Origin of the sequence: Pseudomonas sp. N2-3-1-14 (genome assembly GCF_041228395.1) — a bacterium.
Taxonomy (GTDB): domain Bacteria; phylum Pseudomonadota; class Gammaproteobacteria; order Pseudomonadales; family Pseudomonadaceae; genus Aquipseudomonas.
The window spans coordinates 394,107-414,522 of sequence record NZ_CP166199.1 but is presented as its reverse complement, the minus strand read 5'-3'; the positions used below and the strand labels follow the sequence as shown (position 1 = coordinate 414,522).

Here is a 20,416-nt window from a genome sequence, read left to right as displayed (position 1 = left end):
CCTACAGGCTGGCGATCAGCGTTTGCTGGTCGTCGTTGAAGTCCACAGCGACGATGCGCAGTGATACGGGGGTGATGGTCACGAAGTCATAGCGCCGGCAGGTGCGGCCGTACTGTTGAATCAACACGCGCATCAGCTCCGGGTTTTGCGACAGTTGGGAATCGGAAAGGCGCAGCAGCACCACGTCCCAATCCCGATCGGGCAACCGTTCGTTGATCTCGACATAGCCAACGCCCAATCGCTGCAGGATGCGTTTGAGCCCGGCCGTACTGCCGGCGTCGACCGCGTTTATGAAGGCGAACTTCACCCGCAGCCGGTAGAGGCTTTCCGGTTCGTCTTTAAAGCGGCTGATATCGCGCTGCCAGGCCAGCAGATCCAGCACAGTGATGTGACAGGTGTCCGCGTCCATCTGCAGCAGCGGCCATTGCAGCCAGCCTTCGACCTTTTCCCACCAGGACTGCGCGGCCGCTTTCAACTTGGCCAACTGCGGGCCGTCCAGCCAGAAAGGCAAATTAAGCTTGATCATGCCTGCACCACCTGCAGGGTTTTGATACGGGGAATGGTCAGCTCTGACACGATGTCGGCATTGTCAAAATGCAACGACTCAATGCCGGCGAATTGCTGGTGAAGTTCTTCGCCGAGGCGGCTGAACGAGAACCGCGATTGGGGGTAGGTCAGCGTCGGCTGATAGTCGCCGGTGCCGCTCTCGCGAAAGGCCGCGCGGATGAACTGCCCAATTTCCGCCTGCAGCTTTTCGCGCTGCTCGACGGTCAGCAACGATCGTGGCCACCAGGTGAGGCTTAGCGCGTGCTGTGTCTCAGGCATTACCATCACCAGCAGGTCATCACCGTGGCCATGGTTGCCCTGATCGCGGATATGCGAGTTGATTTGCTCCAGATACGTCGACGCCGGCACATCCGCATCAAACAGCACATAGGCATTGGCGCTGCCCGGGCCACGTGGCGCGCCGTGCAGGAAATACACGCCATCTGGCCGCACGCCTGGAAAGGCTGAAATCATGGCGCGGTATACGGAGTCGGTGTGCCACTGGTTGACCGCCGAGAACTGGTTGCGTGTGCGCAAACGCAGCTGATCGTCCGGTTCAGGATCTGCACCTGGTGCAATCAGCCAGCCGTCCGCGTTCACCACCTGGGCAATGCCGGCAATCGGGACAGGCAGAATGGCGTAGTAACCTGGGGCCAGGTTGTAGCCGCTGCCCACTTCCTGGGCTTCTACCGGGACTTCCAGCTGCAGCACGCCGTCCGCGAAGGTCACGGCCTGGGTGGTGATCAGTTGGTAAATATGGCCGTTGATCGCAGCCGATTGCACCAGGACGCCAGCGGGCAGCTCCAGCACGCCACCGGCGACGTCGCGGGTAAACAGCAGCACGCCTTTGGCCTTGGTCGCCCCTTTGCGCTCGACGTTGACCGCCCAGGCCAGCATGTCCAGCCACTTGCCCACAGCGGTTTTAACAAAGAAGTTGGGCAGGACGGTGCCGCTGACAAAGTTGATCAGCCACAACACCGGCTTGGTCACCAGCGCGGTGATCAGCCGCCAGAAAGGCGAGTAGGCGCTGGTGTTGCTCAGCTTGCTACCTTGCGCGGCAACTTCGCTTTCCCAAGCCTTGCGCAAGCCGTCCTCAGTCACCGGAATGCCGCTGTCTGCCAGTGCCTGCTTAAAATCTACGTCGCTCACAACGTCACCTCGATGTCGCCAAATTTCAGCGTTCTCGCCGTGACCAGGTAATGTCCAGACTCCACTTGTTTGATCAGCGCCGTACCCGGTACCAGGCGCTCGTCGGCCTCCACCAGCAGCTCTAATTGTTGGATGCAGTCGCGCTGGCGCAGACGGCTACGCTCAGCCACCAGCGTGACCAGCAAACCGCTCTCGCGGATCATGTGCGCGATGTCCTGGGCGATGCTGGCCCGGTCCTCGATCAGCAGCGGCTGACGCGATGGGTCCAGCACCAGGTCGTTGTCCATGATCAGCAGGTCGATGTACTCGCTCATCCGCCCACCGCCATGGCCAACATGCCTTCCAGTTCCAGCGGGTTCATTTGCTTGGCGGTGTGAATGTTGACGTTCTCCACATGAGTGCCCTTGTTCTGGGTTTGATTGTTGTTCTGGATGCTGGCCAGGAAGCCGCCCGGGGCACGGCGTCAGGCCGTTTCGGAGACAAGGTTGATACCGAGCCGTTGATGCGCTGCTGGCTTTGCTCGGCCTTCTCCGTGGGAGCGGGTGCGGTGACCAGGGGCGGCGTCTGCAGCGGCTGCGGGATGGTCAACTGCGGCCCGATCGGCGCCGGCGTCTGCACCGGTGGTACTGCCACCAGCTTTGGCAATGTGCGCGGCAATTCCCGGGGCGTTTGGGGTTGATCCACCGGTGCCGGCGCTTTCGGCACCGGTGCCAGGACCTGGGCCGGAAGCTGTGCCGACGGCTGCAACGCTGCAGGTGGAGCGATTGCCGGCGCTACTGCCTTCGGGGCCGGAGCCAATACCAGTGCCGGCGCCTTCGCTGGGGGCTGCAACGCTTCCAGCGTCGGCATCACCGGCGCCGGTGCTTTAGGCGTGGGAGCCAGCACCAGGGGCGGTGCCTGGATCGACTGCTGGGGCGCACTTACCAGTTGAGGCAGTAACGGCGCTTCGACCTGCGGGGCGCTGATGGTTGGAATCTCCGGCGCCGCCGGCATATCCCCGAACGCCGCTTCAATGTTCACGCCAGGGATCTTGTTCAACATCTCGATCAAGCCATTGATAGCGCTTTTAAAGACGTTGACGATGGCATCCCACGCGGCGCTGGCCAGGTTCGACCAACCGCCCATCGAGTCGAACCACTCCGACAGCGCAGTCAGCTGGCCGCTAACCCACTGGAACGCCTCGCTGTTGAGTAGTGCGCTGGTCCAGTCGTCCCAATAGATAATCGCCGCTGCCACGGCCGCTACCAGGGCCACAATGCCGATCACGATCCAGACCACCGGGTTGGCCAACAACGCGGTGTTGACCAGCCAGATCGCGCCCTGCCACAGCAACATCGCGCCTTTGACTAGGCCCATCCAGGCGACCATCAACACCAGGCCGGCCACGAACCCCACCACCATGACGGTGTGGTAGAGGAACATGGCGATGCTGCGATAACCCGACCAGGTGAGTGCGTTCCACACCACAACGGCCCCCAGCCACGCCATTTTCGAAAGCCCCACTGTCAGTGTGAGCAACGACATGGCGGCAGTAATCGCCAGGAACGACAGCGTTACGATCCCAATCAAGCGCGTGATGTTGGGGAACAACTGAGTCCAGCGGGTCAACGTGCTGGCAATCCCCACCAGGCGCTCCATCAGCGGGGTCAGGATCGGGATCAACGCCTGGCCGAAGGCAATGCGCAACGCCTCAACAGCGGAGCTAAACTGCTGCCACGGGTCCACCATGTTCTTGGCCATCCGCTCGGCGTTCTCCAGGCCGCGCACATTGCCCAGTCGCTCCATGCCGTTTTTCAGGCGGTCGGTGTCGCCCATCAGGCTGCTAATCAACCGTGCCGCTTCGCCACCGAAAGCATCGCGCAGCTTCGCGCCGTTGGCCTCAATCGATAGATCCCCAAACTTGCCTTTGAGCTTGTCCAGGATGTCCATCATCGGCAGCAATTTGCCCTGCTGATCCACGAACTTCATGCCCAGCTTTTCAGAAGCGCCGCTGACGTTCTCAAAGAAGGATTTGTAGAGGCCACCGGCCTCGCCGCCGTCCATGGTGCTGCCCAGCGTTCCCAACACTGCCATCTGCTCGGCCAGGCTCACACCGGCAGTGCTGGCCAAGCCACCTGCAGCCTTGAACGCCTCCCCGATCTGCTCGCCACTGGTGCGAAACAGCTGCACGGCCGTGGCCGTCTGGCCCGCCAGGGTTTCAACCCATTGGCCTTTGCCCATGGCGTCGGCCTGGCCTTTGAACAGGTTGTACATGGTGCCGACGTAGGTGCCCATGGTGTCGGCGTCGGACTTGGTGGCCTTGGCCAACACGTTGCTGGCATTGGTGAAGGTGGCCAGCTGACTGCCAACCAACCCTTTGATGGCGCCCTCGATGTGATACGCCGAGGCGACAAAATCCTTGGCGTTCTCGCCGTAAGCCACCGAAAACTCCAGTGACTTACGGTTCAGCGAGTTCAAGGCGTCTTCGGCCACGTTCAGCGATCGGACCTCGCCAAGGGCGCGGTTCATCTCCAAGGCGGGTTCCATGGATTGGGTGATACCGACATAAGCGCCCGTGATTCCCGCCAGGCCAAAACCCATGGTTTTGATGTGCTTCTCGCTCTGTTCGGCCAGGTCGGAAAAGCCGGTTTTGACCTTGCCCATTGGCGCCGTGACCTTATCGGTCAGGCTCAAAATAAAGGCCAGGCGGGCGCTTTTGTCAGCCATCAGTGTTTATCCGTTGAGTGCGTAGGCAATGCCATTGGCAATGGCGATTTCCATGCGGCGCCAATGCTCGTCCTCCAGCCACTTGGCCGTTCCCATCACCTCGGCGGTGGGCTCGGCACCTGGTAGCCAGCGGCCGGCCAGGGCCACCAGTTGGCCCAGGCCGTTTTCGGTCAGTCGTTCGGCGTGGTCGAGGGCTTTTTTACGGTGATTTCAATGTCCGGGCCGTACTCTTCCAGCAGCGCGCCGGCCAGTTGCATGACCAGCACCGGGTTACCCAACTGGGACTTGAGGGTGGCGCGCTGTTCCTGCTTAACGGTGGTCACCAGCAGGTTGTTGGCTGGTGACACCTTGTTGGCCTGGGTGACGGCGTTGAAGTACTTCGTCACGTCCTGCGGGGTCAGTGCGAAGGTGAATTCCTGCTCGCCTACTTCCAGCGTGATATCGCGTGTATCGGTCATGGGTGTTGCTCCGTTCAGGGTTAAAAAGTGGATAAATCAGCGCAGGCAAACCTGGCGCACGTAGTCCTGCAAGCCCTGGATCATTTGCCGACTGAGGGCAAGTTGATCTCTGAGGGTGAAATAATTTTGTCTAGCGTCTGCTGTGAGTTCGGCGGCGCCGCCATCATCCAAGCCGCCGGCGCCGGTCGCTGACTTGGCTGGGGCGCTGCAGGTGGCGTTGATGCGCAACCGCTTACGGCCAGTAGCAACATCAAGGCGCAGAGCATCGTTTTCAGCACGTTCATGGTTCAGTTCCTGGGTACGTTGAAGGTCGATGGCGTCACGCTCAGCCAGCATTTCGCCGCTGATGCGCGCCGCCTCTCGCAGGCCGTTCACTTCAAACAGCGCCGCGTCACGCTCGGTTCGTGCGGTGTCGCGCTGGCCCTGCAGCAGGTCAGAGCCGAACCAGGTCCACAGGCACATCACCAGGATGAAAGTGCACTCGCGCATCACAGACCCACCTTACAAAGCTCGGCTTCAGCCAATCGGCGTTTATGCAAACCTGGGACTAACTCCTTCTTGCCATCGGCGGTGGTGATGAAGGCCCACACCGGTGTTTTGCCGTCAGGCGCCCAGGCCAGCGCCTGGCAGCCCTCTTTGATGCGGCCTGCATTGATCAAGCCGACTGCGCGGCTCGCGCATGTGCTGGCGGTGCCGAAGTTGTGGCCATGGCTACTCAGGGCATCGAATGTGTTCTGGCCCACGTCCTGGTTGGTGATGCAGTCGGCCAGCTGCAGTTGGCCCTTACTGATCACTAGATGCTCCACCTCGCTGCAGCGGGCATCCGACCAGTAGTCGCCTAGAACCACCGGGTAGGGGCTTGTATGGCGGGTGATGCCCTTGCACACGGTTGGTAGGCCACGGGCCAGCTTGTCCGCATAAACGGTGTTCTGGGCGTTGCCTTCCCAAGTGCCCAGGAAAACCACCAGCGCAGAGCTGCAGAGCGTGATAGCGCCGGCGGCGATCTTGCCGCGCAGGCTCATGGCTTCACCTTCCAGTCGCGCAGCATCTGGCGATACTTGGGAACCAACAGCAGGATCTGCAGCACCATGTAAACGGCAGTCAGCATGTAGGCGACAGCCGACCAGTCGACGGCCCCTGTCGCCCCAGTGGCGGCTACACCGATCGCAGGTGACGCCTTCGCCAGTGCGATAGCGGTGTCCTGGGCCGCCTGATTCGTGCTCATCGCTGCACTCCTTTTTCGAAAAAAGACTGGCACGGGACACAGCGGGTCTTGCCGCCGAGCGCCTGGCGCGCTGCCGGAATCTCGTTATCACAGTCCTGGCAGTGAGTAAGGCTTGGGCCCGCTGACTCACGCCGTGCCTGGGCCAACTGGGCGTTGATAGCCTGGTCCCGCTGACGTTGTTCCAGGGCTTGGGCGCGATCGAACGGGCATACCATCAGCTAATGCCCTCGATCTCGGTGGAATCCAGGTAAGGCACGCCGTTGATGCGGATAAAGTCCGGACTGGTGACCTCAAACGGCACCTTGTGCTTGGTCTTCTCGCCGCCCTTCGGATCAATGCTCAGCAGGCTGGAAATCTTCAACTTGCAGCCGAACGCCTCGATGCGCAGCTCGTCGTCGCCAGCTTTAGCGAAGAACACGGAATCGAAAGGTGGCAGCTTGCGAAAACTGCCAGCAGTGCCGGCCGCTTCGATCAGGAGGTTAAAGTTGGTCGAGTCCAACTCAATCTCGCCAGCTGCCGCCACATCACCGTCGACGTAACCGTCAGGCACGCCCCGGGTCTGCGCGGTCTTGCTGTTGTCGGTAATGTCCAGGGTGCAGCTTTCGACGTGGACAAGCAGATCGCCCAGGTTCACGTCAAAGTTCTTACCGCCAATACGTGACATGGGGGGTTACTCCGAATCGTCGTTGGAAAGATCCAGGGCGATGTTCGCCGTGAGATCTTTCGGGCAGTTGTAGGGCTTGAGCTTGATGTACGCCTCGACGGCGGTTTTGCTCTTCCAGATCAGCACGATCGCGCCGTCTTTCGGCGTCTCGATCTCCCCGGGAACACCTGGCCGGCGAACTTGACCGACTTGGCCATCTGGCGCAGTGGTGCCATCAGCGCGTTGACGTTCACGGCCATGCTGTTGGGGGTGTTGTTCAAGCGACGATCAGCCACACGGCGGATCAGCAGCGGCCGCACCTGGCGCGCCGCCTTGTCCGTCAGGCGCAGATATTCGATTACCTGGTAGTCGCTGCCTGGGGTGTCCAGCATGTTGCCGTCGCCCCAATACACACCCGGGTAGTCCGGGTAGGTCTGGGAAACAGAAAAGCGAGACTTGTCCAACTCGGCGCGGATTGCGGACGGCAGCGGCACGCCCTCTTTATCGACCGGCACACTGCCCAGACCGGTCACGGCACCGGTGGCCACACGCATTGGGCTGTCGGCAATACTCACGGCAGCGTTGGCCAAGCGACCGGCCAACACGCCCAGGTCGTTGCCGTGCAGCTGCGGCACCACCATCACGCGCGGCGCGGCCACGTTGTTGGTAATTGCCTTTTGCTCGGCCACATATTCCGACCAGGACTGCAGCACTGTCGGGCTGGCAGTTGCTGCCATCACGAACAAGCGGCGGCCGTAGACGTTATTAACCAGCACCGCCGCGTCGTGCATGGCCGCCAGGTCGTCGCCCTTGGTCACAGGCTGGGTGATAACGACAGCCTCGACCGAAAAGCCCTGCTGCTGGCAAGTCTCCAAAGAGGCGCGCCAGTCGGTATCGGCCACGATCGGCGCCGCCAGACAGGCCCAGCGATCGCCGCCGTTCAATCGAGCGGCAGTGATCTGGGTTTTCAGGTCGCTGGCAGCAATACCCAGGGCGGCATCGAGGTCGCTTTCGGTATTGAGCGGCACCAGTTTGCCGATGTTTTTTGGAGCGGTTTTCGGACCAGGCCCGATAAACAGAAAATAGCGTTCGATCTCAGTCACGGCGCCTTGGCCCAGATTGAGATTGTTAACGCTGACTTTGCCAAGTGCCATGCTGTGCCTCGTTAGCGGGGTGAATTAAGGATTTGTTCAAAGACCTGGTTAACCAGCTCGCGGGTTTCGCCGCTGGTTTCCACGCCGAGGAACTGGCGTTTTGGCAGGGTGATGTCCCAGCTCTGCGCGCCCGTTTTCTCTGTTTGTTCGTCGTTCAAGATGCGGATCAGCAAGCCGGCCTTGGCGTAGTTCACATGCTCTTGAATCCATGCCACCGAAGGCCTGGCCAGCGCCTTCTTGCCCTTCTGGCGAACACGGAAGCCCAGCCGGCGCAGGCGCTTGGCCTGTTTGTCGGTGCATGCAATGCCTGGTGGGACTTTGTTCCAGCGCCGCATCTGCGCAGCGGTGCGCCGCTCGCTGACGCCGTTGTGCTGCTGCGAGGCGACCCAGCGGGTCAGGGCGTTTTTCCAGCCCAGTTCGGCTTCGTCCGAACTGACGCGGGTCACCTGCAGCAGCTTGGCCAGGCCGGCTTCCATCTTCTTTTTGCCTTTGGCGCTGCCCTTGCGTTCAGCAAACGGGGTGCCGTCGGTGTTCTTCTGCTCACGCACTCGCTTACGGCTCATCGTCCGCACGCGTGTGGTTACCCGGTTCAACAGTCGCCGGCGCAACTGTGGCGACAGTTCAAGCAGCGCCAGCTGGGCGTCGACGTCGAGCAAGCCTCTGATATCGAGGCTGAGCGGGTTAGCGGCCATTGCTGCCCACCTCGCCATGCTCGGCTACCCATAGGTCGAATGGGACGAACGCCCATGTCTTGCCGAACGCCTCAATCTCGCCGGTGGGATCTTCGGACAGGTACTGCGGCTCAACGAATTCCAGCGACAGCTCCACGTCGAAGCTGTCCTGGTCGAGCGGCTCCACGGCGAACATCGGCGCCGGCAGTTCGTGGCGGTCGCGGTCGGTGTCGTGGGTTTCCAGCCAACTGCCCACCAAGGCCATAAGCCTGGCTGGATGGCCGGTGAAACGCTCTAGGGAAAACGCGGCGCGATAGCGCATGTCAGCCATGTGCAGGCCGTCGCGGTCAGGCTTCCAGATCAGCTCAAGGCTGACCTGTTCGGTCCAGCTGTCGAACTGCTCAGGCGGCACCAGGTTGCGGGCCATCAGGTAGGCGGTCAGCGCCTGCAACTGGATCACTGCAACGACGCCGTGATACGGCCACGACCCTGCAGGGCGCGGACGGCTTGCTGGCTGAAAGCCAAGAAGGTTTCGGCACGCTCGGGCGCTTCCTTACCTGTATTTTCCGCGCTTTCGCGACGGGTCACGGTGGCAAACTGGGGCAGCGAATTGCCCTTGGCTCGGCTGTAGACGGCGCGTTTATAGAGCGTGACTTTGTGGGCATAAGCCCATTCGGCCGGAGTCGCCACACCTGCAACTGCCTGCAGATTCGAAATACCAGCCGCCTGCAGCGCCGCCTTCACGCGGGCCAGGTCGGTATTTACCTCGAACATTGCGCTTTTCAGTGTGTCGGCCAGCAGCTCAACCAGGTACTCCGCCGGCAGGCGTTGTTCCTTCTGGAATTCGGACACAGAGAGGTCTGGCCAGAAGCCGTCGTTCTCGATCGTCAGTTCCACGAAGGTGGTGGTTTTCCCGGAAAAGCTCATTGCTGGCCGCTCAAATAGGGCGGGAAGCCTGTTTTTAGTGGGACGGTCCATAAATGGGCGGCTCACTTCCACAGGTTCCCGCTGGGGGGGTAGTCGGTTATTCGGAAGCCGGGTTAACGGCCGCTTGTTTTGCCAGGATCTTGCGAACCTTTTTGATGCGAGTGTCGTTCCCGGCCGGCGCGTGCAGTTGAGTGGAGCGCTCCAGATGCTTGAGCGCTGTCTCCCACTGCTCGGCCTCCATGGCGCGCATTCCGATCAACTTGTGGTACTTGCTCGGGATCTGCTCTGTCAGGTTCCACTCGCCATCAACGCGCGGCAGTAGGTCGGACAGATAAGGCTCCGGGCTGCGCTTGGCGTTGTATTCGGCATAGGCCCACTCGCACACGGCGTCAGCAACAAACGTCTGGATGTCCCGACGTTTGAAACGCTCAGGCATTTCCTGGCCCTGTTCCATCAGGAAGTCGGCCAGCTCCAGGGCGTCTTCGAACTGGGCGGTGTCGAACAGCCAGACCATCACCTGCACCGCAACACGATTCGGGAAGTTCAGCCCCGATTCACAGTAGCGCTGGACATACTCCTGGTACTTGGGCAGCAGCTCGCCGCGCTTGAGCGCCTGGCGTCCGGCCAAGCCGTTGATAGCGCTGATGCGTTCCAGGTCCTGGTCCAACGCCGCTTCTTGCAGCAACAAGTGCTTGCGCGCATTGGCGGGGCTGCTCAGGGCCTCGGCCGGGGAGTACGGCAGGGCTGCAGCGGATGCCGCCGCGACTACCGCAGCACCACCCAGCGCCAAGGTGCGGCGCTTGTGCGCAAGGGCCAGGCTCACGCTACAAGCTCCACGTTTTCAGTCATGGCGAACTTTTCCAGCTGCTCGATCACGTAACCTTCGTTGCGGCTGTTGTAGTCCTCGACGCGGGAGCGTTTCGGGTTGTCGATGGTCTGTTTGCGCCAGCTGGAGTCCTGGAAGTAGATCGACAGGTTGTCCCAACTGGTGACGACCACACCGTTGACCGGGAAGAAAGGCACGCTAAAGCTCGGTAGGCCGCCGTAGGTCGCGATTACTTGGGCTTCTTCGATGCGCTCTTTTTCGGTCGGAGTGTCACCCTGCTTCGAATACAACTTCGCCTTGTCAGCGGCCAGCAGGTCGGTACCGATGATCGCGATCAGGTCGCCGGCATCGCGCAGACGCTCGTCAACCAGTTGCTTGGTGTCATGCACCAGGGCATCGAGGTTGGCATAGTCGCCACCGGCGCCGAGGGTGACTTTGCCGGCTTCCTTGCCTTCCTTGAGTACCTGGGCGGGGATCTGCTCACGGGCCTGCTGCAGCCAGCCCTTATTCACGTCCTGCAGCATTGGGTACTTGGTGATATCGGTCTGCTGGGCAGCATGGGTGCCGTGGAAACCCACCATGATGCGGTCCAGTGCGATCTGCTTCTGCACTGCAGCCGAGTAACGCTGATGGAAGTCCGGGAACTTGGCCCAGGCGTCGATCTTGGCGTAGGGCAAGCCCACATCGGACTCGGTGGAAGACAGCTCGTAGGTGTCCTGATCCAACGACGACGCATCTTTGGCTTCGCGATCCGTGGTCTTGGTATTGGTACGGCCGGTCACCGGACCAGACACGCCGATGAAGACTTTCTGGCCCTTGATCTCGCTGACCGGAATGACGTTGATTCGCTCCAGGAAGTCCGACTTAGCCGTGATGGCGTCGTTCAGTTCCTGGGCAATGGTCGGATCTACGCTAAAGTGCTTGCTGGCCAACTCAACGCCGTAACTTTCGGCGATGGCCAGTTGCAGTTCGGCGTACATCTTGGCGCCGTAGGCGCTCAGTGAATAAGCCATGTCAGAGCACCCGCTTTTTGGCGGTGGTTACCGGGCCGGAATTACGCGGCAACTGGCGACCAGTGGGCGTGTTCTGCAGCGCGCTGAACTGCTTCTGCAGCGCATCCAGTTTCGCCAGTACGGCTTGATTGCTCTTGCCCTTACGGCGGAATTCACGCTCTTCCTCGGCAGTGGCGACGATCTCGTCCACTGCTGCGCTCACATCGTCGATCAGGTCCGAATCTGGTGCTGGCGCCTCTTCGGCGGCAGGCTCAATGACGGCTTGAAGGCCGGCAGCGACAACCAGCAGTTGCGCCACCAGGGCCGTCAAAGCCGTTGCTGTTGCTTCATCCATTGGGGGTTTGCTCTCTGTTTGGGGTGGAGTGGTTTCAGTGGGCAACAATTCAGCGGCCAATCGCTTGAAGAAGCCCGTCATGGCGTTGAGCAGTCCGGTTTCGGCAGTGCTTGAGTTGTCGTCCTGCAGGCGGCCAAGTTCGACCGAAGCGGCGTAATAGGAGGCGCGGTTGTTCCTGTGGGAGAAGTAGAGTTCCTGGGTGCCCACGCTGGCGGGCTGGTCGGTCACGCCCAAACCGGTCAGGTAGGCTTTGCCGCTGCCACGGAAGTCCGGAGTAATTTCAATGCTGCTGAACAACTTCTGGCCCTGATCATTCAGGTAAAGCAGGCGGTCGTTGGGTTTCAATTGGGCTTCCAACGCTATTTCGCCCGGCTCTAGGTCGTCGGCTTCTTCCACGAGGCGTACGGCGTAAACGGTGCCGTGGGAGCCCGGCAAACGTTCGTGATCGCACCAGATCACAGCCGTGTAAAAAGACGGCTTGTAGGTCTCAGCAATATCGCGCAGCTCCTGGGGAAGGATCTCGCGCCCATCAACGGTAGGCCCGCTGGTGGCGACACGTTTCCAGAACGAAACAAGGGAACGGGGCATGGGTTTAACTGCGCTCAATCACTGAATGAGCCGCCACGATAGGGAGCCGTCGGCCCCCAAACAAACGGTTCAAATGCGCGTTTCTCCTATATTCGCGATATAGGTGGATCACGGAATTTAACCCCGCGTTTCTCGCGTTTTCGCCGCATAGACTGCGGTCCATGTACTACTCGACCGAAGTTAAAGAAGCTGCCAAACGCCTATTTCTGCGCCGCTGTAAGGCCAAGGAAATTCAGGCGCAGCTCAACCTGCCCAACATCCGCATCGTCTACTACTGGATACGCCAGGGCGGTTGGGAAGACATCCTGTCGGATGAAGAGCCGCTGACGGCCGTGGGCCGGCGAATCACCCTGCTACTAGACAAAGCCGGCAGTCTTACAAAGGACGAACTCAACGAGCTGGACCGGCTGACCACCGTGCGCGAACGTCTGTTAAAGCAAGCGGCCAAACCGTTGCCAGCACCGATCGGGGAAACTTCCGACGAGCCACAGGAAGGCCGCCAGCGGCCGCGTGGCGAACGCTCGGCACGTGGCGATAGCGGCGGGAAGAAACGCGAGAAGAAAGCCAAGAACGACATTAGCGAGCTGACCGAAGTCGACTTCCTCGATAAGTTCATCAGCAAGATGTACGACTATCAGAAGGAGTTATTCGCGGCCAAACAGAATCCGCTCACCATGCGGATCCGCAACGTGCTGAAAAGTCGCCAGGTGGGATTGACCTACTACTTCGCCGGCGAAGCGTTCATGGACGCGGTGCTTACAGGCGACAACCAGGTCTTTCTATCCGCCAGCCGTGCCCAGTCCGAGATTTTCCGCAGCTACATCATCGCCTTTGCCCAGGCGTGGTTCGGCCTTGAGCTCACCGGTAACCCGATAGTGCTCAGTAAAGAAGGCAAGCCCTGGGCAGAGCTGCGCTTTCTCAGTACCAACGGGGCCACCGCACAGGGCTACCACGGCCATGTCTACGTCGACGAATACTTCTGGATCCGCGACTTCGAGAAGCTGAACAACACCGCCAGCGCCATGGGCACCCACTTCAAATGGCGTAAAACCTACTTTTCGACGCCCAGCGCAGTGTCGCACCAAGCTTACCCGTTCTGGACGGGTGAGAAATTCCGCAACGGCAAGCACAAAGACGCCAAAAAACCATGGCCCAGTGACGAACAGATCGCATCTGGCGCGCTTTGCCCGGATGGGCACTGGCGCAAAATCATTACCGTCCTAGATGCGCTCGCCGGCGGCTGTGATTTGTTCAACCTGGAGCAGCTGCAGCTGGAGTACGAAGAGGACAAATTCCAGCAACTGTTCATGTGCAAATTCATTGACAGCAGCCAAAGCGCGTTCGGCCTCAAGGACCTGGAGCGTTGTTACTCGGACCTGTCGCTATGGGAAGACTACAAACCGGAACTGGATCGGCCGTTCGGCAACAGCCCGGTTTGGCTTGGTTACGATCCAAGCCGCACCCGCGACGACGCCACCTGCGTGGTGGTCGCCCCGCCACTGGAACCCGGGGCGAAATTCCGCATCCTGGAAAAACACAGTTGGCGTGGGCAGTCGTTCAAGTACCAGGCCGAACAGGTCAAGAAACTTACCGAGCGTTTCAACGTGCAGCACATTGGCATCGATACGACCGGTATCGGCTACGGCGTATTCGACCTGGTGCGCGACTTCTACCCGCGTGCGACCGCGATCCATTACAGCCTTGAAACCAAAAACACCCTGGTACTCAAGGCCCAGGACACGATTCAGGGAAGCCGCATCGAATGGGACGCCGGCTGGACCGACATCGCCCAAGCTTTCCTGACCATCAAGCGCGGCACCACCACCAGCGGCCAAGTTACCTACAGCGCTTCGCGCACCGACGCCACCGGCCACGCCGATATCGCCTGGTCGATCATGCACGCCCTGTTCAATGAACCCCTCAACACCAACAAGCGGCGCCGTAGCCGCTACGTCACGAGCGGAAACAATGCCCAAGCCACGACACAAAAAGCCCCAAACCAGCCAACAGGCGCGACTGCCGCAGCCCATGCGGGCGTTCATCTTCGGGGAGCCCGAACAGGTGCTGTCCGGCAACATCGGCGAGTACCTGGGGGTGTTTCTCAGCGACGACGGCGAGATTTACAAGCCGCCAGTGTCGCGGGCAGGCCTGGCCAAGCTGCTACGCGCCAACGCGCACCACGGCGCCATTCCCAAGTTCAAGCGCAACCTGCTGTTGCGTGAATTCATCCCGTCCGAGGGCTGCAGCACGCAGACCATGGGGCGGGCCAGCCTGGACTACATGGTGTTCGGGGAGGCGTACTTCTACCGCGATACCAACGCCTTCGGTGAAGTGCTGGAGATGCAGCACCTGCCGGCCATCAACATGCGGGTGAAGGTCGACGGCGGGTTTCGGATGCTGCTGCCCGATAGCAAGTTCATGGATTTTGACCAGGACGAAATTGAACACGTCCTGGACTACGACGTGGAACAGAACATCTACGGCGTGCCTGACTACCTGGGCGGTTTGCAGGCGCTGTTGCTCAACGAGGCCGCGACCCTGTTCCGCCGGCGCTACTACAGCAACGGCGCACACGCGGGATACATCTTCTACACCAACGACCCGGACTTGACCGAGGAAGACGAAGAGAACCTGCGCGCGCAGATCAGCGCGAGCAAGGGCGTGGGCAACTTCCGCTCGATGTTCGTGAACATCCCCAACGGAAAGGAAAACGCGATCCAGATCATCCCCGTGGGGGACTTCCAGGCCAAGGACGAGCTGGAGAAGGTGAAGAACATCACACGCAATGACGTGATTGCAGCATGGCGGATGAACCCTGCACTGGCCGGGATCATTCCAGAAAACAGCGGTGGGTTTGGAGACATCGAGAAGATCGACCGCGTGTACACCAACAACGAGATCAGGCCGATTTGTCAGCTGTTCGACCAGTTGAACAACACCCTACGCCAAGACAGGCGCATTGACTGGAAACAACCTGATATCGCAAAAGATGTCACTACGTAAAGCGCTCAGAAAGATGAAATATTATTCATCTAGTGAGAACATAGTGGCAATTTGCTGCGCCCTGGGGAGGGATTATGCGAGTCATTTGTAAATGCGGGCACAAAGGACGGATAGCTTCACGTGAGGTGCTTTCAGCCGACTTTGCGAAACTCTACTGCCAGTGCCTGGATGCCAAGTGTGGACACAGTTGGGTTGCAAACCTGACGTTTTCTCACACGCTCAGCCCGTCCGCACAAACGTTCGACAGGCTGCTGATTGATCGTCTCCGTGACATGCCTAGGGCTCAACAGAGGGAGCTTTTCGAGAAGCTTGGATCGCAGGCCGTCGCGTGATGCAAACCGCCGACATCAGAATGCCGGCAGCCATCGGGTCAATCGTCGTCGGACTGATCCGGATTTCTAATCAGCGTCTCAGTAAGCCGGCGCAGTTGCTCCTGGTCTCGCTGGCTCAATTGGCGATAGATGCCAATCAGTCGACGTTCGACATGCGAAAGTTCATACCGCGCAGATGCCGCTGTTTCAATGTAAACGACATCCGCGTTTGTGCGATCCAACATGCTTACCACTCCATAAATTCCATTGCTGTCGCAATGATATGGGGGCGGGCAAATATGCTGACAGAAGCCGTTTGTTCAATTTCCGCCTTTAACAACGTCATCCGCCATGGCCTTGACAAAGCGTCGTATCGCCCTTTGATCATCTGCCGGGATGCTGCGGTACTGCTGAATAATGCCGTCTTCCAGTTCATCCAGCGAATCAAGCGCCAACGTGGTACGCCGCCCAGTGAGGATGAAGGGCACATCAAACTCAAACTGCGTGGCGACTTTGCTCAGGTAGGAAGCCGTAGCATCGCTGGAACCCGCCTCATAGTTCGCCTGTGTTCGTTTTGCTATGCCCAAAGCTTCCGCGAGCTGGTTCTGCGTCATGCCGCACCGCTTCCGTTCTTCTTGCAGCCGAGAACCGATCTCTTCAGAAAGATGCACTTTTTTTCATCCCTACTATTTACAAGTGCACCTAAGTGCATCATTGTGCATCTCACACCACATGAAACTGCACGGATCTGCACTATGCCGAACTCAAGCATCACCGAGCAAGCCCGCATGCAAGCGCGGGAAGCATTAGAAAAACGGGGCCAGTCAGCGAAAGACTTTGCCGTTCAACATGAACTGAATCCCAGCACCGTGTATGCGGTTCTGAGTGGCCAAAGCCAGTGTCGCCGTGGGGAGGCACATCGTGCCGCCGTGTTACTCGGCATCAAAGACGGCGTGATTGCACAGTAATGGCCAGGTCTCTGAGGGAACAGCAGAAGATGAAAAATCAGGTTCTAAAAACACGCCGCGAAGTCGTAAGTGCAATTATTTGCGCTTACGAAGGGGGTCGCGAATGCGCCGCCGCTCGTATCGGCCTGCAGCTAAAGAAGTTCGACAACCACGCCTACGAGAACAACAACTGCCGTCCTCTGACGGATGCGCAGATCTTCCAACTGGAACAAGTGACCGGCACGCAGCACTTGGCCAACTACGTTGCCGCGATGTACGGCGGCATGTTTGTGCCGGTGATCCACCCGGACAGCCTGGACAACGTAGAGATGTATTCACGGGCTATGCAGAGTTCCGCAAAGCAGGGCACGGTCGACCAGATCATTGCCCAAGCGCTTGAGGACGGTGTGATCACCGAGAATGAAGCAGAGCTAATCGTCAATGCTCATACCCTGCACATGGCTGCACGCACAGCCGAAGTGTATGCCGCTATCGATCTTTATCGCGCCAAATCGGGGAAAGCTCAATGACCGCTCAGACCAACACCCAGGACTACCAAGAATGCATGCAAAGCGCCGCACTGGCGTTCCTTGAGCGGCACCAGGCCGAACACCTTGCCGACCTGTCCGCGCTGGTCAATCGAACGATCGATCACCTGGTCATCAGTTTTAACGTTACCGAATCGGTCGCGACCAAACTGGTGTCCCTTGCCCACATCGAGCTGACGGAAATCGCTTCCCGCCAGCGACTTCTCCTGGACTACAGCACCGACACCGTCGTGGTGATCAAAGATCCCGTGAAGGGTCATTGCTGGTCTGTTCCGGTCAGCCTGATTTATGAACGTGTCCTGAACACCCCGGACAACGTGCGTTTGCGCTCCGCAAACTCGTAACACCCACCCAACCAATCGCCTGCCCCACACCCAGTGGGTTTGGGTGAGCTGCGCCCGAAATTGAGGTTTGACAATGGAAAACGCCCTGAACATCAACGCAAAGCTGCCGCCGGATCAAGCTCAAGCGCTCTTGGCCAACCTGCGTGAACAGTACCGTCTCAGCCTCAATGACCTTTGGTACGCAGACCAATACCGCTCTATCCCCGAAGGCCTTCGCCACGGATCGATCCTCACCAACGATCCAGTGATGGCCGCTCGAAAACACCTGATCGGCGCTCTATCCGGCGCCCTGACCCAAAGCCTCAAAACAGTGAAAAAACCATGAGAGACGATCTGCGTCACGACGTGCTGCAGCGCCTGGAATCCGACTACGGACTGAGGCATCGCAGAGACACCGATTACATGCGCGGTGGTGAGTGCCCTAAGTGCCACAAGCGGGAGCTGTATTCGCGTCATGACAAACCCTGGCTGGTGATCTGCGGCCGATCTGAGAAGTGCGGCCACACCCTGCACGTCAAAGAAATCTACAACGATCTTTTTGAAGATTGGAGCAAGCGTGCGCCGGCGACGGATAACGCGCCTACGGCTACAGCCCGCGCCTATCTGGAGTTTGGTCGCGGGTTCAACATCGAATTAATTGCAGGCTGGTTCACCCAGGACTCCCACTACTCAGCGCAGCACAACGCCGGCAGCGCCACGGTTCGGTTCGCCCTGGAGAAAGGCGGCTACTGGGAACGCCTGATCGACAAACCAGCCCGCTTCGGAAAAATGAAAGCCCGGTTCGCACCCGGTGAAAGCTATCGGGGGACCTGGTGGTGCCCACCTTGCGTTGACTTGCTGGAGGCGAAAGAGATCTGGATTGTGGAAGGCATTTTCGATGCCATCGCCCTGGTCCACCACAACATCGCAGCTGTATCGGCAATGTCTTCAAACGCCTTCCCGGCCGACTCCCTGCAGGCGCTCGTGGCGGCTCGCCCGGGCAATCTGCCGCGGCTGGTATGGGCCCTTGATAACGAACCTGGCGCACACGCCTACACAAAGCGGTGGGTTCGTATGGCCCGCGAGCTGGGCTTTACTTGCGAGGCCGCACAGATCCCCCAGCGGGATAACCGCAAAGTCGACTGGAACGATCTGCACCAGCGCTGGCAGTTCCTGGACGAAGGCGATAAGCGCGATGCTCAGTTCGATAAGGACATCACCATTGCCCGTCATCACGGCGCGCTGCTGATTGCCGACAATGCCACGGAGAAAGCCCTGGTGATGTTCGATTGGAAGCGCCGTAGCGAATTCCACTTGGAGTTCGGCAACCGTCTGTACTGGTTCAAGCTCGATCTGGAGAAGTACAACAAGGCAATCCAGGAACTTGAGGACAGCGACCACCACGACGACCAACAACTTAACAATAAGCAGATGCGAGCCAAGGCCATGCAGCAGTGCGGCGCGCTGCAGCGTATTGCCACATGCAATCCCAAGGCTCTTTACTACCAGGAAAACAAGCTCACCGACGAGTCCTGGTATTACTTCCGCATCACCTTTGCGCACGACGCGGCGCCGATCAAGAACACGTTCACGAGTTCTCAGATCGCGTCATCTGCAGAGTTCAAAAAAAGGCTGCTAGGCATCGCCCCGGGCGGGATGTTCACCGGCACCACACAACAGCTCGACGCATTTATCGAAGAACAAACCGACGCGCTTAAAACAGTGCAAACCATCGACTTCACCGGCTATACCCGTGAACACGGCGCGTACGTTTACGGCGATGTGGCAGTGCGTGATGGAAAGGTGTTCAAGCTCAACGAAGAAGACTTTTTCGATATGGACCGGCTCAGCATTAAGACCTTGAGCCAGTCGGTGATCCTCAACCTAAACACTGACCTGCAGAAATTTGAAACCGAATGGCTTGAAATCATATGGGAGTGTTTCGGCGCCAAGGGCCTGGTTGCGCTTGCTTTCTGGTTCGGCTCCCTGTTTGCCGAACAAATCCGGCAACACCAGAAAAGCTATCCGTTCATGGAGATCATAGGCGAACCAGGTGCCGGCAAATCTACCTTGATCGAATTCCTCTGGAAGCTGTGCGGCCGGAGTGATTACGAGGGCTTCGACCCAACCAAAGGGACACCGGTAGCGCGAGCCCGCAACTTTGCCCAGGTCGCCAACCTGCCTGTGGTACTGATTGAATCCGAGCGGGAAAAGACCGATGGCAGCCAGACCAAACAGTACGACTGGGACGAGCTGAAAACTGCTTACAACGGGCGTAGCGTCCGCTCCACCGGTGTGAAGAACAACGGCAACGACACCCGCGAACCGCCATTCCGCGCGGCAGTGGTCATCGGCCAGAACCACGCTGTCAACGCGTCAGAACCCATCCTGCAGCGGCTCGTACACATTGCGATGACGAAAGAAGGCCAGACACCTCAGACCAAACTGTTGGTGGAAAAGCTGGAGCGTATGCCGGTCGACCGCGTTAGCGGCTTCCTGGTGAAGTCCACCATGATGGAAAGCGCGGTCATGGAGACCGTCCGCGAAAAGGGTCCGAAGTACGAACAGCAGCTGCTCGCACTGCCCGAAATCCGCACGGTGCGAATCGCAAAGAATCACGCCCAATTGCACGCCCTGATCGACGCCCTTGTACACGTGGTCCCGCTGAAAAAGCACCAGGTGAACGCAGCCCATGCCGAAATCCAGAACATGGCCAAGGATCGCCAGCTGGCCATCAACGCTGACCACTCCGTCGTTGTGGAGTTTTGGGAGCTGTTCGACTACCTCAACGGCCCCGATGGCGACCTTAACCACTCCCGCACTGACGGGCTGATCGCCGTCAACCTGAACGAGTTCGCGGAAATGGCAGCGAACAAAAGGCAGAAAGTCCCGGACTTGACCGAACTCAAACGCCACCTCAAGACCAGCAAGAGCCCCAAGTTCATCGAGACCAACCGCACCGTTTGCTCGGCGCGGGCCAAGGACGCCTTCGATAAGGCCAAAACCGTGCGCTGCTGGATGTTTCGTAGCGACTGATCAGCACC

27 protein-coding genes and 1 pseudogene are annotated in these 20,416 nt (G+C 59.3%); 8 read left to right on the top strand and 20 right to left on the bottom strand.

Going from position 1 to position 20,416, the window contains the following annotated elements; all coding sequences use genetic code 11:
• Window position 1: 1 nt before the first annotated feature.
• The 18 genes and pseudogenes from AB5I78_RS01950 to AB5I78_RS01865 form a co-directional block, all read right to left on the bottom strand.
• Window positions 2-526, bottom strand: a complete 525-nt coding sequence (locus tag AB5I78_RS01950; protein WP_369301694.1) for a phage tail protein — start codon at window positions 524-526, stop codon at window positions 2-4.
• A complete protein-coding gene (locus tag AB5I78_RS01945; RefSeq protein WP_369301695.1) occupies window positions 523-1,695 on the bottom strand; it encodes a baseplate J/gp47 family protein in 1,173 nt (390 codons plus the stop codon). Before AB5I78_RS01945 ends, AB5I78_RS01950 begins: the two co-directional genes overlap by 4 nt.
• Window positions 1,692-2,009 carry a DUF2590 family protein gene (locus tag AB5I78_RS01940; RefSeq protein WP_369301696.1) on the bottom strand — a complete coding sequence of 106 codons (318 nt, stop codon included), beginning with the start codon at window positions 2,007-2,009 and terminating at the stop codon, window positions 1,692-1,694. Before AB5I78_RS01940 ends, AB5I78_RS01945 begins: the two co-directional genes overlap by 4 nt.
• 43 nt (window positions 2,010-2,052) lie before the next feature.
• Window positions 2,053-4,401, bottom strand: coding sequence for a phage tail tape measure protein (locus AB5I78_RS01935; protein WP_370004331.1), 2,349 nt, complete (start codon window positions 4,399-4,401; stop codon window positions 2,053-2,055).
• A 6-nt stretch (window positions 4,402-4,407) separates the two neighbouring features.
• On the bottom strand, window positions 4,408-4,548 hold the full coding sequence (locus AB5I78_RS01930) for a hypothetical protein (RefSeq protein ID WP_019360422.1): 141 nt from the start codon (window positions 4,546-4,548) through the stop codon (window positions 4,408-4,410).
• A 23-nt stretch (window positions 4,549-4,571) separates the two neighbouring features.
• Window positions 4,572-4,859, bottom strand: a complete 288-nt coding sequence (locus tag AB5I78_RS01925; protein WP_053253849.1) for a putative phage tail assembly chaperone — start codon at window positions 4,857-4,859, stop codon at window positions 4,572-4,574.
• A gap of 36 nt (window positions 4,860-4,895) precedes the next feature.
• Window positions 4,896-5,348, bottom strand: coding sequence for a lysis protein (locus tag AB5I78_RS01920; protein ID WP_369301698.1), 453 nt, complete (start codon window positions 5,346-5,348; stop codon window positions 4,896-4,898).
• Window positions 5,348-5,881, bottom strand: a complete 534-nt coding sequence (locus AB5I78_RS01915; protein ID WP_369301699.1) for a lysozyme — start codon at window positions 5,879-5,881, stop codon at window positions 5,348-5,350. The genes AB5I78_RS01920 and AB5I78_RS01915 overlap by 1 nt, the downstream gene beginning before the upstream one ends.
• Entirely contained in the window at window positions 5,878-6,084 is a 207-nt protein-coding gene (locus AB5I78_RS01910; protein WP_063033543.1) for a hypothetical protein, read from the bottom strand. The genes AB5I78_RS01915 and AB5I78_RS01910 overlap by 4 nt, the downstream gene beginning before the upstream one ends.
• Entirely contained in the window at window positions 6,081-6,299 is a 219-nt protein-coding gene (locus AB5I78_RS01905) for a TraR/DksA family transcriptional regulator (RefSeq protein WP_003235240.1), read from the bottom strand. The genes AB5I78_RS01910 and AB5I78_RS01905 overlap by 4 nt, the downstream gene beginning before the upstream one ends.
• On the bottom strand, window positions 6,299-6,748 hold the full coding sequence (locus AB5I78_RS01900) for a phage protein (protein WP_369301700.1): 450 nt from the start codon (window positions 6,746-6,748) through the stop codon (window positions 6,299-6,301). The genes AB5I78_RS01905 and AB5I78_RS01900 overlap by 1 nt, the downstream gene beginning before the upstream one ends.
• Before the next feature lie 6 nt (window positions 6,749-6,754).
• Window positions 6,755-7,881, bottom strand: a pseudogene (locus tag AB5I78_RS01895) (DUF2586 domain-containing protein).
• A gap of 11 nt (window positions 7,882-7,892) precedes the next feature.
• A complete protein-coding gene (locus AB5I78_RS01890) occupies window positions 7,893-8,573 on the bottom strand; it encodes a phage virion morphogenesis protein (protein WP_369301702.1) in 681 nt (226 codons plus the stop codon).
• Complete coding sequence (locus tag AB5I78_RS01885) at window positions 8,563-9,012, bottom strand: phage tail protein (RefSeq protein ID WP_369301703.1); 450 nt, start codon at window positions 9,010-9,012, stop codon at window positions 8,563-8,565. Before AB5I78_RS01885 ends, AB5I78_RS01890 begins: the two co-directional genes overlap by 11 nt.
• On the bottom strand, window positions 9,009-9,479 hold the full coding sequence (locus tag AB5I78_RS01880; protein ID WP_262208575.1) for a head completion/stabilization protein: 471 nt from the start codon (window positions 9,477-9,479) through the stop codon (window positions 9,009-9,011). Before AB5I78_RS01880 ends, AB5I78_RS01885 begins: the two co-directional genes overlap by 4 nt.
• A 97-nt stretch (window positions 9,480-9,576) precedes the next feature.
• A complete protein-coding gene (gpM, locus tag AB5I78_RS01875) occupies window positions 9,577-10,302 on the bottom strand; it encodes a phage terminase small subunit (RefSeq protein WP_369301704.1) in 726 nt (241 codons plus the stop codon).
• Window positions 10,299-11,318: a phage major capsid protein, P2 family gene (locus AB5I78_RS01870; protein ID WP_369301705.1), complete on the bottom strand. Its 1,020-nt coding sequence runs from the start codon at window positions 11,316-11,318 to the stop codon at window positions 10,299-10,301. The genes gpM and AB5I78_RS01870 overlap by 4 nt, the downstream gene beginning before the upstream one ends.
• Before the next feature lies 1 nt (window position 11,319).
• Window positions 11,320-12,240: a GPO family capsid scaffolding protein gene (locus AB5I78_RS01865; protein WP_369301852.1), complete on the bottom strand. Its 921-nt coding sequence runs from the start codon at window positions 12,238-12,240 to the stop codon at window positions 11,320-11,322.
• Between the two features lie 161 nt (window positions 12,241-12,401).
• On the opposite strand from AB5I78_RS01865, the gene AB5I78_RS01860 reads away from it, so the two are divergent.
• The 3 genes from AB5I78_RS01860 to AB5I78_RS01850 all read left to right on the top strand — a co-directional run bounded on the left by AB5I78_RS01860 (window position 12,402) and on the right by AB5I78_RS01850 (window position 15,575).
• Entirely contained in the window at window positions 12,402-14,462 is a 2,061-nt protein-coding gene (locus AB5I78_RS01860; protein WP_369301706.1) for a terminase large subunit domain-containing protein, read from the top strand.
• Window positions 14,374-15,243: a phage portal protein gene (locus tag AB5I78_RS01855; RefSeq protein WP_369301853.1), complete on the top strand. Its 870-nt coding sequence runs from the start codon at window positions 14,374-14,376 to the stop codon at window positions 15,241-15,243. The genes AB5I78_RS01860 and AB5I78_RS01855 overlap by 89 nt, the downstream gene beginning before the upstream one ends.
• Window positions 15,244-15,317: 74 nt before the next feature.
• On the top strand, window positions 15,318-15,575 hold the full coding sequence (locus tag AB5I78_RS01850) for an ogr/Delta-like zinc finger family protein (RefSeq protein ID WP_369301707.1): 258 nt from the start codon (window positions 15,318-15,320) through the stop codon (window positions 15,573-15,575).
• Window positions 15,576-15,613: 38 nt separating this feature from the next.
• Here AB5I78_RS01850 and AB5I78_RS01845 read toward each other — a convergent pair whose 3' ends face one another.
• Both AB5I78_RS01845 and AB5I78_RS01840 read right to left on the bottom strand, forming a co-directional pair.
• Window positions 15,614-15,799 (bottom strand): hypothetical protein, encoded by a 186-nt coding sequence (locus AB5I78_RS01845; RefSeq protein ID WP_369301708.1) that lies wholly within the window; start codon window positions 15,797-15,799, stop codon window positions 15,614-15,616.
• Between the two features lie 75 nt (window positions 15,800-15,874).
• Window positions 15,875-16,168, bottom strand: coding sequence for a helix-turn-helix domain-containing protein (locus tag AB5I78_RS01840; protein WP_369301854.1), 294 nt, complete (start codon window positions 16,166-16,168; stop codon window positions 15,875-15,877).
• A gap of 141 nt (window positions 16,169-16,309) precedes the next feature.
• Between AB5I78_RS01840 and AB5I78_RS01835 the strand changes: the two genes are divergently transcribed.
• From AB5I78_RS01835 to AB5I78_RS01815, 5 genes are all read left to right on the top strand, one after another.
• Window positions 16,310-16,522: a DNA-binding protein gene (locus tag AB5I78_RS01835; protein WP_063033556.1), complete on the top strand. Its 213-nt coding sequence runs from the start codon at window positions 16,310-16,312 to the stop codon at window positions 16,520-16,522.
• Window positions 16,523-16,551: 29 nt separating this feature from the next.
• Window positions 16,552-17,031, top strand: a complete 480-nt coding sequence (locus AB5I78_RS01830; RefSeq protein ID WP_369301709.1) for a YmfL family putative regulatory protein — start codon at window positions 16,552-16,554, stop codon at window positions 17,029-17,031.
• Window positions 17,028-17,393, top strand: coding sequence for a hypothetical protein (locus AB5I78_RS01825; RefSeq protein WP_369301710.1), 366 nt, complete (start codon window positions 17,028-17,030; stop codon window positions 17,391-17,393). The genes AB5I78_RS01830 and AB5I78_RS01825 overlap by 4 nt, the downstream gene beginning before the upstream one ends.
• A 73-nt stretch (window positions 17,394-17,466) precedes the next feature.
• Complete coding sequence (locus AB5I78_RS01820; protein ID WP_369301711.1) at window positions 17,467-17,718, top strand: hypothetical protein; 252 nt, start codon at window positions 17,467-17,469, stop codon at window positions 17,716-17,718.
• Entirely contained in the window at window positions 17,715-20,408 is a 2,694-nt protein-coding gene (locus AB5I78_RS01815) for a toprim domain-containing protein (protein ID WP_369301712.1), read from the top strand. Before AB5I78_RS01820 ends, AB5I78_RS01815 begins: the two co-directional genes overlap by 4 nt.
• The last annotated feature ends 8 nt before the right edge of the window (window positions 20,409-20,416 follow it).